14 protein-coding genes are annotated in these 12,309 nt (G+C 59.4%); 4 read left to right on the forward strand and 10 right to left on the reverse strand.

Features of this window, described 5'->3' with window-relative positions; all coding sequences use genetic code 11:
* Nucleotides 1-11: 11 nt before the first annotated feature.
* Nucleotides 12-1,622, reverse strand: coding sequence for an ABC transporter substrate-binding protein (locus tag PSCI_RS01460; RefSeq protein WP_045481864.1), 1,611 nt, complete (start codon nt 1,620-1,622; stop codon nt 12-14).
* 81 nt (nt 1,623-1,703) lie between these two features.
* Nucleotides 1,704-2,858 (reverse strand): mandelate racemase family protein, encoded by a 1,155-nt coding sequence (locus tag PSCI_RS01465; RefSeq protein WP_045481867.1) that lies wholly within the window; start codon nt 2,856-2,858, stop codon nt 1,704-1,706.
* A gap of 348 nt (nt 2,859-3,206) precedes the next feature.
* Between PSCI_RS01465 and PSCI_RS01470 the strand changes: the two genes are divergently transcribed.
* A complete protein-coding gene (locus PSCI_RS01470; RefSeq protein ID WP_045481869.1) occupies nt 3,207-3,932 on the forward strand; it encodes an oligogalacturonate-specific porin KdgM family protein in 726 nt (241 codons plus the stop codon).
* 102 nt (nt 3,933-4,034) lie between these two features.
* Complete coding sequence (locus PSCI_RS01475) at nt 4,035-4,862, forward strand: NAD-dependent epimerase/dehydratase family protein (RefSeq protein ID WP_045481872.1); 828 nt, start codon at nt 4,035-4,037, stop codon at nt 4,860-4,862.
* Nucleotides 4,863-4,871: 9 nt separating this feature from the next.
* Here the strand turns inward: PSCI_RS01475 and PSCI_RS01480 are convergent, their stop codons facing one another.
* Nucleotides 4,872-5,411 carry a thioesterase family protein gene (locus tag PSCI_RS01480; RefSeq protein ID WP_045481875.1) on the reverse strand — a complete coding sequence of 180 codons (540 nt, stop codon included), beginning with the start codon at nt 5,409-5,411 and terminating at the stop codon, nt 4,872-4,874.
* A gap of 128 nt (nt 5,412-5,539) precedes the next feature.
* Complete coding sequence (locus tag PSCI_RS01485; protein WP_045481880.1) at nt 5,540-6,133, reverse strand: acyl-homoserine-lactone synthase; 594 nt, start codon at nt 6,131-6,133, stop codon at nt 5,540-5,542.
* A 131-nt stretch (nt 6,134-6,264) separates the two neighbouring features.
* Between PSCI_RS01485 and PSCI_RS30090 the strand changes: the two genes are divergently transcribed.
* Nucleotides 6,265-6,600: a hypothetical protein gene (locus PSCI_RS30090; RefSeq protein WP_373568455.1), complete on the forward strand. Its 336-nt coding sequence runs from the start codon at nt 6,265-6,267 to the stop codon at nt 6,598-6,600.
* Here the strand turns inward: PSCI_RS30090 and PSCI_RS01490 are convergent.
* On the reverse strand, nt 6,496-7,206 hold the full coding sequence (locus tag PSCI_RS01490) for a LuxR family transcriptional regulator (RefSeq protein ID WP_045481883.1): 711 nt from the start codon (nt 7,204-7,206) through the stop codon (nt 6,496-6,498). The genes PSCI_RS30090 and PSCI_RS01490 overlap by 105 nt on opposite strands.
* 417 nt (nt 7,207-7,623) lie before the next feature.
* On the opposite strand from PSCI_RS01490, the gene PSCI_RS01495 reads away from it, so the two are divergent.
* Nucleotides 7,624-9,081, forward strand: a complete 1,458-nt coding sequence (locus tag PSCI_RS01495; protein ID WP_045481886.1) for a class I adenylate-forming enzyme family protein — start codon at nt 7,624-7,626, stop codon at nt 9,079-9,081.
* A 71-nt stretch (nt 9,082-9,152) separates the two neighbouring features.
* On the opposite strand, the gene PSCI_RS01500 is transcribed toward PSCI_RS01495, so the two are convergent.
* Genes PSCI_RS01500 through rutC form a run of 5 tightly spaced genes read right to left on the reverse strand, consistent with a single transcriptional unit; the run spans nt 9,153 to nt 12,292 of the window.
* A complete protein-coding gene (locus PSCI_RS01500; protein WP_045481890.1) occupies nt 9,153-9,914 on the reverse strand; it encodes an SDR family NAD(P)-dependent oxidoreductase in 762 nt (253 codons plus the stop codon).
* Between the two features lie 23 nt (nt 9,915-9,937).
* Nucleotides 9,938-10,474: an NADH-dependent FMN reductase RutF gene (gene rutF, locus PSCI_RS01505; RefSeq protein ID WP_173426678.1), complete on the reverse strand. Its 537-nt coding sequence runs from the start codon at nt 10,472-10,474 to the stop codon at nt 9,938-9,940.
* A 26-nt stretch (nt 10,475-10,500) separates the two neighbouring features.
* The gene (locus tag PSCI_RS01510) at nt 10,501-11,091 is read right to left on the reverse strand and encodes a malonic semialdehyde reductase (protein WP_045481897.1); all 591 of its coding nucleotides are present in this window, start codon (nt 11,089-11,091) and stop codon (nt 10,501-10,503) included.
* Nucleotides 11,088-11,888 carry a pyrimidine utilization protein D gene (gene rutD, locus PSCI_RS01515; RefSeq protein ID WP_045481900.1) on the reverse strand — a complete coding sequence of 267 codons (801 nt, stop codon included), beginning with the start codon at nt 11,886-11,888 and terminating at the stop codon, nt 11,088-11,090. Before rutD ends, PSCI_RS01510 begins: the two co-directional genes overlap by 4 nt.
* A complete protein-coding gene (gene rutC, locus PSCI_RS01520; protein WP_045481903.1) occupies nt 11,885-12,292 on the reverse strand; it encodes a pyrimidine utilization protein C in 408 nt (135 codons plus the stop codon). The genes rutD and rutC overlap by 4 nt, the downstream gene beginning before the upstream one ends.
* Nucleotides 12,293-12,309: the final 17 nt, after the last annotated feature.

A 12,309-nucleotide genomic window follows, 5' to 3' on the forward strand; every position in this document is an offset into this window, starting at 1 on the left:
CCCGCTACCCATCAACGCGACTTGTAGACGTCTTTATATCGGGTGGTGGCCGCAGTATGGCCCTGGTAGTTCTGCACATCGTGGTACAGCACCACGGTGTCAGTCATCTGCGAGATTGGCATGATGGCTCCCACCTGCTCGTCCAGAATATTCTGGATCTGCTGGTACTGCGCCAGTTGCTGCGCCTTGTCCGGCTCGACCTCGGCCTTCTCGATCAGGCTGTTCAACTCGGGGCTGTAGAACGAGGTGCGCCAGCCCTGGAAGTTGCTCAGCTTGGCCTCGTCGCGGTTATCCGGGTTGTACACCAGGGTGCGCAAGCTCGAATGCGGATGGCGCTCGGCACCACCGCCGCCACGGCCGACCATGATGTCGAAACTGCGCTCACGCATGGCGCCGTAGATCTGGTTGCCGGTGCCGGTGATGATGGTCGCCTGAATGCCTGCCTGGGCCAGGGTGGCTTGCAGGCTGGAAGCGATGTTGATGAACGGTGGCTCGGTGAGCACCCGGATGGTGGTTTTGAAACCCTCCGGGTAACCGGCTTCGGCCAGCAGTTTCTTCGCTTGCGCAACGTTCAGGGTATAGCCCGGATCGTCCAGCCGCGCCGGCAGACCCAGCGGCAGCGGACGCTGGTTGATCAGCCCGTAGTGCGGCATGACGGTCTGGTTGATGCCTTGATAGTCGATCAGCGAACGGACCGCCTTGCGCACCCGGGCGTCATCGTAGGGCTTGTTCTTGACGCTCAGCGCCACGTAATACAGGGTGCCGCGCTGAACGGTCTCGGCGCGGACCTTGTCGGACTTCTCCAGCGCAGCGATATCCGGGGCAGACATGCCCTTGGCCAGGTCCAGGTCACCACGCTCGACCATCAGGCGCAGCGACTGCGACTCGGTCATGTTGCGCATGACAATCCGTTTGAGCTTGGCCGGACCGCCCCAGTAGCCGTCGAAGCGGGTCATCAGAATCACATCGTTGGCGCGCCAGTCATTGAGAATGAACGGGCCACTGCCAGCGGCATGGGTGGTCAGCCAGGCACCGCCCATGTCATCGCCTTTCTGGTGCTTGAGCACCACTTTGCGGTCAAGGATGAATGCGCTGGGCGAGGTCGCCAGGGTATTGAGCACCAGCATCGGGTCGGTCGGGCGTGGCAGCTCGACCACAAAGGTGTGCTCGCCGGTGGCACGCATGTACTGCTCGACATTGCTGGCGGTGAACCCGTAAGCCTTCCAGGTCGAGGCCAGTGCCATGTTCAGTTTGAGGATGCGCTGCAGCGACCAGGCGACGTCTTCGGAGGTCAGTGCGTTACCGGACTGAAACTTGACGCCCTTGCGCAGATTGAAGGTCAGGGTCTTGCGGTCGTCGCTGATCTGCCAGCTCTCGGCCAGCGCCGGTTGCAGCACGTCTGGCTGCTTGACGTCCTGCACCAGCAGCATGTCGTACAGGTTGGCGTTGACTTCCGAGACATCCAGACCGGTGGCCGCAGCCGGGTCCAGCGACAGCAGGTTAATCATGCTCATGCCGACGATCAATTGATCGGCAGGCGTCTTGGCGAAAGCAGCGGGGACCGAGGTCATTGCCAGCGAGGCGGCAAACACCCCCGCCCAAAACTTGGGGAGAACGTTCATGTGAGTAGCCTTTCTTGTAGTTATTGGACTCTCGGGCGGCACGCAATGGTGCGTACCGCCAATCTCAGCGTGTTGCGCGAATCAGAAACTCTGGAGCGTATTGGTCTCGACGTAGTTGAAGTCGATGTCCTCGCCCAGACCTGGCAGGTCGGACAGGTGCACGAAACCATCCTGGTCCATCGGGTCGACCAGACGAGTGAGGTAGGCCGGCACTTCGTCGTAGTCCAGGAACGGGTGCAGCAGGCCGCGCTCGTACCAGGTGCAGTTCTTGATTGCACCGACCACGTTCAGGTTGGCAGCCCCATTACCGTGGATTTCGCAATCCATGCCGAACGACTCGGCCATGTGGGCGACCTTCAGGCACGGGGTGATACCACCGACACCGGCAACCCCGGCACGCAGGATGTCGCACACATCATTCTTCACCCAGCTGGCGCGGCTCAGGTGCTTGCCGCCCAGACTTTCCGGGCCCAGGATCGGGATGTCCAGCTGACGCGCCAGCCAGGCGTAAGACTCGGCCGAGTCTTCCATCATCGGTTCTTCGAACCAGGCGAAATCGAGTTTTTCCAGCGCGCGGCCGATGGTCAGGGCATCGGTACGGCTGTACCAGTGATAACCGTCGATCATCAGCGCGATGTCCGGACCTACCGCTTCACGGACTGCGGCGCAGGCCTTGATGTCCATGCTCACGCTTGGCGCGAAAGACACCGGCGGCATCCAGGTGTGCAGTTTGATTGCCTTGTAGCCACGCTTGACCAGGGTCTCGGCGAAACGGCCGTACTCTTCCGGGGTCGACAGACCGCCTTCGAGCTCGTCACCGCACATGGTCGAGCCGTAGGCCGGGACCTTGTCGCGGAAGCCGCCAATCAGCTTGTGCACTGGCACGTTCAGCTTGCGGCCGGCCCAGTCCCACAGCGCCTGTTCGACCAGCGCCAGAGCACGGTCGGTCAGCTGGCTGGCGCTGCCGCGCTGCCAGTGCGCCAGGTCGTGCCAGATTTTTTCGCGATCGAATGCATTGGCGCCAACCAGCACCTTGCGCACGAAGTTATCCAGCACGTAAGGACGAATCAGCTCGGGTGCACCGAGTGCATAACCTTCGTTGCCGCATTCTGTCTTGATCCGCAGCAAGGCCATTTTGGCCTGGCTCACGTCGCCCGGATGGGCATGGCCGGCGCTGTCTACAGCGCGGCGCGTGGGGTAGGAAAAGATCTGGACGTTGACAGCGGTGATGATCATTGAGGTCGGGCCTTCTTCTTGGATTTGTGGCGGGTGTGTCACGCTCTGGGATCGATCCTACGTCATCATACAACGTTTGAAAAGCACCCCCTGAAAACTTTCTAAACCCGCCTATCCGGCGATATTTCTCCCAAAAAACCCCTGTCAAAAGATGGTAATCAAGCTTGAAACCATTGATTTAGAGCCTTTAACACCCGTGATATGACAACATTCAAAGAATTTCTAGACAACCTAAAAGTTGTACGATAACTTATTTGGAAATTCACCACGGAGGCTCCACCCACACCCCACTCACACCCGCCGCACACCACTCATAACGACCTCTACAACAACAAAAAAGAAGATCGCATGAACACAACACTCCGCAACCTCATTGCTGTAGGTACGCTCGGCCTGTCTTTCTACGCTTGCGCCGATTCTGCGAGCATCAACTACCGTCACAGTTTTACTGAAGACGACAGCATCCACTCCGACCGGATCAAACTCAGCTACCGCATGGACAGCGGTCTGGGCTTCGCTGCCGAGGTCAAATACAAGACTGCCGGTGATCGCGAAGACGTTGCCTACGACAACGTCGTAAACAACGGCCATGAGTTCACGGTGGACTACAACTACAAGCTCAGTGCCAAATCGACACTGCAGCCCTTGTTCATCATGGACAGCGTCAAAGACGCCACCACGTACAAGTTCGGCTTGAAGTACACCTACAAGATCGACGATGCCTGGTATGTCGCAACCCGCATTCGCCATGACGCCAGACGCCTGGACCGCGACGTGATCGATCGCAGCAAGGATGACCGCGCCAAAGACAACCAGAACACCACGCGTTTTGAAGGCTGGCTTGGCTGGACCCCGACAGGCCCTTGGGCCTTCGAGTACCAGTACATCTACTTCGATACCGATTACATCCGCTACGACAACAAGAAGAGCGACTACGAGCAAAACATGGTCGTGAAGTACAAGATCAACAAACAGTGGCAGCCGTTCATGGAAGTGGGTGACATCAAAGTCAACTCCACCACCGATGACCGTCAGGCCCGCTGGCGTGTAGGCATCCAGTACAACTTCTTGTAATACCCCCGCCGCCGGGCAGCCACCAGGGTTGCCCGGCATTGCTGCAAGACGCGAAATCCCCCACTTGCTCAACCCTCGTTTTCTCAACAGAAGGCGCTCGTCATGACCACCTCATCCGTGCCTGCCGACTCAGGCAAACCCTTCAATCGTCTGCTGCTGACCGGCGCTGCCGGCGGTCTGGGGCAGATCATGCGTGAAGCACTGCAGGCCCATGCCAACATCGTGCGCGCATCGGACATCAGCCCGATGGCGCCTGCCGCCGGCGATCATGAAGAAGTGATAAGTTGCAACCTGGCCGACAAGCCAGGCGTACTGGCACTCGCTCAGGATGTCGATGCCATTGTGCATCTGGGCGGGATCTCTACCGAACGAGCGTTCGAAGAGATTCTTGATGCCAATATCCGTGGCACCTTTCATATTTATGAGGCTGCGCGCATCCACGGCATCAAACGGGTGATCTTCGCCAGCTCCAATCATGTGACCGGCTTTTACCCACAGGATGAACAGCTCGACGCTCATTCTCTGCGCCGGCCAGACTGTTACTACGCACTGTCGAAGTCTTACGGCGAAGACTTGGCAACGTTCTATTTTCATCGCTACGGCATCGAAACCGTAAGCCTGCGAATCGGTTCGGCATTCCCGGAACCGCGCAACCTGCGCATGCTCTCGACCTGGCTGAGCTACAGCGACCTGGCCCATCTGGTCGAGCGCTCATTGCTTACCGAGAACGTCGGGCACACCGTGGTATATGGCGTATCGGCCAACCGCGATCTGTGGTGGAACAACCGCTACGCGGCGCACCTGGGTTTCAACCCGCAAGACAGCTCCGAGCGCTTTCGCGCCAGGATGGAGCAGTTGCCAAAACCGGCAGCCGACGACCGCAGCGCCACCTTACAGGGCGGCGCCTTTACCACTGCCGGGCCGTTCTGAACCCTGTTCTTATAAAGCTTCATCACGCAGGTCCTGACTCATCTGGTCGCAACTGCTCGACCAGGCCGCCAGCCACTGGGGAATGGCCGCAGACTGCTCCGCCAGCCCCAGCGCGCTGACCAGCTCAGCCGGTGCGACCAGCCCTCTGGCCGAGCGAAACAGCCCACGGATGATGACCACGCCCACCACTCGCCCACGACTGACGAAGCGGTGTTCAAGAAACACCCACTTTTCGTCCCAGCCCAACAGGCGGGTTTGAAGCTCGAAGGCTTCGAACAGCTTCAACTCCCGACGAAACTTGCCCCAGGCGTCACCGACGATGGGCACGGCTTTATGTCGCAGTGCAACTTTATAGGCACCGGTACGCAGTACAAAATCCATGCGCCCGACATCCGCCAGGGTAAAGTAACGACCATTAGTGACATGCCGATTCAAATCAAGATCAAGCGGCCACACCCGCAGATGCAGCGAAGTAACAGCGGTCCCCTCAACCGGGTGCCGCCACGGCCGGCGTAATAACATGCACAACAATCGAAACCAGAGATTCATGACCCACCCGCGCCTGAGATATCAAGAACAGACTTTAGGCCAGCCCCGCTATTGAAGGGTAGGTCTGTAACTTACAGTTTTGCCAAAGACTGTGCATGTTGATCATTGACCGTCATCAAACGCTGCACTCAATGGCGCATGCCACTGAGTGCCTTTTCCAGCGCTGCGGTGGTTTTATCGTTCAACTGGATGCGCAGCGCGACCGCACGCTCGACGCCGATCTGCAGCGCCGGGCCAAAACGGCTGATATCCAGCCCCAGCCGGATCAGCATTTTTTCAACACCGACCGTCGTCACGGTAACGAACTGCTCGACGCCGCAATCAATGGCGAAGTTGACGATCGCGTGAATGGCCTGGGTGGTGCCCATCGAGAAACCGAAACGGTTGCCGTCCGGCAACTCGATGGCAAAGCGGCTCAGCTCCCAGATCGATTCGGAACAGGGCGCCGGCTGGCCGTGCAACAGTTCCGGGAAGGTATGCGCCAACATGTTCGGGCCTGTCGTCGGCAGAATCCGCCAACAACCGCAAACATACGCCTGATCAGAACTTTCGTTAATAATCATGTAGTAAGGATCAAGCGCATCATAGCCATCGATTTCCATGTCATTGATCAGCGGAATATCCCACATCTTCTTATGTTTGAAGATCCGCGCACGCAGCTTGTGCATGGCGTTCAACGCTTGTGGATGGGTATTAGTGCGGCGCTCAATAGAAATAAACATGGTGACTACCGTTGGCTGGATATTGCCGAGAACGGTATATTCAAAATGAATAAATTAGAGCCTCCCAGATTAAGGAGGTGGTTCACGCCTGGCGGGTTTGTTAGTTTGGGGCTTTGCGAGGATCTATCCAGATGAAGCTTCTCAACACCTCGGCAGTCCGCGAGGTCGCCCATCAAGCCATTAGTCGGCGCCTGAACCTCAAGCAGAGCCAGACCGAATTCTGGTCAAGGTTCGGCATCAGCCAGGCCTGCGCCAGCCGCATCGAGTGCACCAGCCAGGTCCCCGCGCCGGTTTACATTCTGCTTCGCCTTTACCTCAGCGGGCGCCTGCAAGAAAGCGACCTGGCGCAAACCCCACGCCAGTCAGGGCGTGATCAATTTCTGCTGAATGGCTCGCAGCACCGCCATCTGCCGAGAACTGACCTGGAACTTGCGGCGGATGTTCTTGAAATGAAAGTCGATCGCTGAGGTGGTACAGGACAGGATCATAGAGATTTCCCAGGTCGTCTTGCCGGCAGCGCTCCATTGCAGCACCTCTTTTTCCCGCGCCGTCAGATGCACCGGCGCATTGTGTTCGGCCTGAGCCCTGAGCACCCATTCAATGGCGTAATCACGCAACATGGTTGCCATCGGCAACGACTGCAGCATGGTCACGCCAGCCTGGGCACCCTTCTCATCAGGCTTGAGGCAAAGCATGCCAGCCTCGCCTCTGGGGCCGTGCAGGGGCAACGCCAGCCCCTGTTCGAGCCCGTACATCGTCGCCTCCTCAAAGAACGCTGACTCCGACGGCAGCCGATAATTTTCACGCTTCCAGATCAGCGGCCGGTTCGAACCCAGACAGTGATGAACAATCGGGTCGACAGCCATATAGGACTGAGCATCGTACTGGGTCCGCCAAGCGACCGGGTAGTCAGTGTGAATCAGCACTTGCTGGCCAGCGGCGGCGACGCCTGGCTTGAGGCCTACCAGAAAATTCGAGTAACCCAGCTTGAGCGTCAACGTCTTGAGACTCGCCAGCCAGTTCTCATAACGCTCTGTCTCACAGATCTGTATCAGTTCATCAATTGCCAGCATGGCCACTCTCCCACCCTGGTGCCACCTTTTACCCGGTGCACCATCCCGAGATGGTACGCGAGCGGATCAATCCATTCACTGAAACCATAGACAAAATAGTGATATGGCTTTTTGAAATCAATCCACGGCATGTACAAGTTGCCAAGACATTCAGAAACCAAAACACACTACAACCCCCCTCATCCGGGAGCTAGCCGTTTGCGCAACGCCCCTGTTAACTAAGCCGGTTTGAACAAGCTGGCCTGGTTACGACCGCGAGCCGGCGCTGCCTTGCCAAGACTCGCCATTGATCTGCCGAACCTGCAATGCCACCACACCTCGACGCTGCACACCGACCCAACTTGTGGCCGACGAACCAACTGATCCGGCGCCAATACCCGACGCTGTCTTTCAGCTGATCCTCAAGGAGACCCACGAGTGCTTCAGCAGCAGTTCTTGAACGTGGCGACCCGCCACCCAGACCACCCGGCAGTTGTCGATCGCCACGGCAACATCCGTACCTATGCTGATCTGCTTCAGGACATAGAAGCCTTGCGCGCGCGCCTGCACGCGGTCGGCTTGCGTAACGGCGATGTGGTGGTAACGCAGCTGGGCAACAGCACCGGCTATGTCGCGCTACTGTTCGCCATGGCCAGCCTGGAGCTGGTGCACTGCCCGATAAGCCTGGCCTGCAGCACGGCGTACCGGGCCAAACGCCTGAAACAGGTGCATGCCGCCGTGCTGGTCACAGAATACGGCACCATGCCCGCAGGCACCCAGGTTCCCAGTTTCGCCCTGCGCAGCCAGCCACCTGCCACCCTGCAAGCGCCTGCCCACCAGCAACAGACCGGCTTGATGCGCATGCAGGAGACCACTGGCGCCCCTGGCGCACTCCGGCTCGCGTTATGGCGCCAGGAGCATCTGCATCGGGAGATCCTGCACTGGGTCGAATCCGCAGAGCTCGACGCCAGCGCACGCTATCTGAACATCCATAGCCTTGATAGCCGCCATGCCACGGACCTGCATGTGTTCCCGGCGCTTTTGACCGGCGCGACATTATATTTAGGCGAGGCCGCGAACGTCGAAGAGACCCTGCGCACTCTCGACCAACAGCGCATCACCGTGATGAGTGCATTGCCGTCACACTACCTGGCCCTGGCACAGGCCGCCGAACAGACCGGTATCCGCTTGCCAGCACTGGCCATGCCATTGTGTGAAGACCCTTATCTGGATGAGCAGATCCTGCTGCAAGCCGAGCGCTGCCTGGGTATTCATATCAAGCGGATTTACGGCTGCGCTGAATTCGGCATGATCCTCGCCGACTTCAGCCCCGGTCTGCAGCTCGAAAGTGGCATGCGCCCGCTGGGCAACGTTGAAGTGACACTGACCGCCATCGACCCAGCGTACCCCGATATCGGCGAGATCAGCGCACGCTGCGCCCATCATGGATCGGGCTACTACCCGCTTGCGAGCGATGCGAGAGAGGATGATGTTCACGCCTGTGGCGACATCGCCCGTCGACTTGATGACGGCAGCCTGATCTTGATGGGCCGGGCCACTGATGCCCTGCTCAGCACACAAGGCATCCAGTTCACGCCCGCCATCGAGCGACATATTGCGCAGACACTGATGCCGGAGTGCGTCGTGGTCATGGTAGACGAGCACGACCGTCGCCGCGCCTGTGTCGCTGTCCAGGCCAGTGCCACTGCGGCTGACCAGCAGCAGAAGGCACTGCGCGGCCTGCTCGACAGACTGGGCATCAGCGCAACCATCACGGTGCTCGACAAAATGCCGCTGACAACCTCCGGCAAGCCAGATCGTACACGCCTGCGCCGGCAACTCGGCACCCAAAGTACGGGTAATGACAGAATTCCGCTTTTGAAATCAATGACTTGAAACCGTGCCTGTCATTGACTTCAGATAGACCTCCCCCCGTCACAGGCCAGCCAAGACGCCTTTCCCATCCGTTAATTGTCGCGATCGATGGCATAGGCTGCCCACGCCTGGCGTGCCGGGACTACTTCGAGACGATTGATGTTGATATGCGACGGCAGGCTGCACACATAAAAAATCTGCTCGGCAATGTCCTCAGCAGTCAATGGCGTAGTACTGCCATACAGCGCATCGCTGGCAGCCTGATTGCCGTTGGTTCGCACCAGGGTAAACTCGGTTTCGGCAATCCCTGGCGCAATGTCGGTGACCCGCACACCAGTGGCGATCAGGTCGCAGCGCAGGTTATAGCTGAACTGTTTGACGAACGCCTTACTGGCACCATACACATGCCCGCCCGGGTAAGGCCATTCGCCCGCCACCGAGCCGATATTGATGATGCTCGCGCCCTGGCCGGTTTCCAGCAGTTTGGGCAGCACGGCATGGGTGACATTGACCAGCCCGGTGATGTTGGTGTCGATCATGGTGTGCCAATCTTGCAGCGCCACCGTCTGCGCAGGCTGCGGCGCCAGTGCCAGACCTGCGTTGTTGACCAGTGCGTCGATGCGCGCAAAAGCGGGCGGTAACTGCGCGACGGCATGCGCTACAGCCTCGGCGTCGCTCACATCGAGTTGCGCGATATGCACCGGCACGCTTGCGCCCAGTTCGTCCTGCAGCGCCAGCAGCCGCTCAACGCGTCGCCCGGTCAGGATCAGCGACCACCCGGCAGCGGCGAAACGCCGCGCAGTCGCGCGACCGAAGCCGGACGTAGCGCCGGTAATAAAAACGACTTTGCTCATGACATTCTCAGTCTGGTTAAGGGTCAGCAACTGGCTTGCAGTTCGTGATACTGCCGATTGAAATAGATCAGGCTGTGCGCCTGCGCGGTGCTGTGGATCGCCAGCACTTCACAGATGAGCACATCGTGGGTGCCGACCGCGGTGATCTGCTGCAGCCGGCAATCGAAAGAGACACTGGCCTGTTGCATCACCGGCGAGCCAGAAACGCCGCTCTGCCATGTCGCTGCCGCGAAACGCTCCTCCATCGAGGTCTTGCCACCGAACAGGTTGGAAATATCCTGCTGCCCGGCGCCCAACACGTTCACGCACAGCACCGCGTTGCGTTTGAAGGTTTCGTACACTGAGGCGCTGCGGTTGAGGCACACCAGCAGGCTCGGCGGCTCATCGCTGACGCTGCACACCGCAGATGCGGTAAAGCCGGCCCGGCCGCCAGGACCATCGGTGGTGATGATGTTAACGGCAGCACCGAGGCGCGCCATGGCGCTGCGGAACTCGGCTTTACCGGGCGCCGAGTGCTCAATGGCGTGCGACGCACTGAAGGTTGCAAGGCTGCTAGACATGATGGGTTACCAGATTGAAGTTGATTTCAGAGCAACTGACAGGCGTCGTCGAAGGCCAGCCGTGGCAGGCGGTCGTACAGTTTTTCCGGGTTGCCGTGGCCGAGGTTGACGATGAAGTTGGCCGTCCAGGTGCTACCGGCAAAGAACTCGGCATCGACCTTTTGGGCATCGAAGCCTGACAAAGCGCCAACATCCAGCCCCAACGAGCGAGCCGCCATGATCAAGTAGGCCCCCTGCAGCGAGCCGTTACGAAATGCGGTCTCATGCGCGGCTTCAGGGCTGTGGGTAAACCAGCTCTTGGCGTCGGCGTGCGCAAACAGTGTCGGCAGGTGCTCGTAGAAGGCACGGTCCCAGGCAACGATCACGCTGACCGGAGCGGTCATGGTTTTCTCCAGATTGCCCTTGGACAAAGCAGGTGCCAGACGCTCCTTGGCGGCCGCGCTACGCAGAAACACGAAGCGACCGGGCGAACAGTTGGCCGAAGTGGGCGCCATTTTCAGCAGGTCATAGAGTTGACGCAGGACATCGTCATCAATGCGCTGATCGCTCCAGCCATTGTGGGTACGGGCTGCGCTGAACAGGGTAGCCAGCGCGGCATCATTCAAAGCTTGGCTCATGTACGCTCCCCGGATTGGGCCTCAAGAAACGCCAACAACTGTTCGTTGAACACGCTGGCGGCAGTGATGTTGTGGGCGTGCGCGCCCTGCTCGACGATATGCAGGCGTGCATTGGGCAAGCCTTGGGCAAGCTGTTGCGAACAGGTCCAGGGCACCAGTACATCGTCTCTGGCCGCCGACACCAGCGTGGCAACGTTGATCCCGGCCAACCGCTCACTGATATCGAACCGGCGAAGCGCCGCAATGCGCGCCTTCATGGTGGCGACCTCAGGAAAGCCGGCAAAGGCATGCTCCACTTCGGCTTGCACTGTCTCGGCGTTGGCCGCACACCAACTGGCCGGGTACAGGAAGATCGGCTGCGCCTCGACGTAAGCGCGCGGGCCAACCGCATCCAGCAACGCCAGACGCGCCTCGAAGCAGCGCGCCGAATGCGGGTTGGGCGCCGCCCAGGCATTGATCAGGGTCAGGCTGCGCAGCCGCTCAGGGAAATCCAGCGCCAGTTGCAGCCCGGCCAGCCCGCCCAGTGCATGGCCGATCAAGTGGCATTCGCCGGTCTGCGTGATGTCAAGCAGGTCGCGAATGTCCAGGGCCATATCGGCAATACGGTAATCCTGCGCCAACGTCTGACGACTGCGCCCGGTGCCGCGCTGGTCGTAGGCGATGACCTTATAGCCGGCGGCTACCAGCCGTGGAACCAGCGCCGACCAGTAGCCCGCCGCGCCGCCCAGCCCGGATGACAGCAGCACCGCAGGCCCATCGGCAGGTCCGTGCACATCAAAGTGCAGGGCCGTACTCACTGGGCGTTACCTGCAGGCGCTTTGCCAATATGAGCGATGCTGGCGATCTCGATCAGGGCATCGGCTTTGACCAGGCCGGTCTGCACGCAATAGCGCGCCGGTTTTTCACCGGGAAAGAATTCGGCATACACGCTGTTGATAGCCGCATAGTCTTCCCAGTTTTTCAGGAAAACGTGGTTGAACGTGATGTCATCCATGGTGCCGCCCGCTGTTTCGACAACACCCTTGATGATGTTCAGGACATGCCGGGTCTGCGCCGCAGCATCACCGACGTGCACCACGTTGTTCTCGCTGTCGAATGGCAGGGTGCCCGATACATAAAGAATGCCGTCGGCCAGTGTGCCGGGGACGAAAGGGGCGAGCGGTTTGCCGGTGCCTGGCGGAGTGATGACTTGTTTGGGCATGGGAGTAACCTCATAAG

The organism is Pseudomonas sp. StFLB209, assembly GCF_000829415.1.
Lineage (GTDB): Bacteria > Pseudomonadota > Gammaproteobacteria > Pseudomonadales > Pseudomonadaceae > Aquipseudomonas.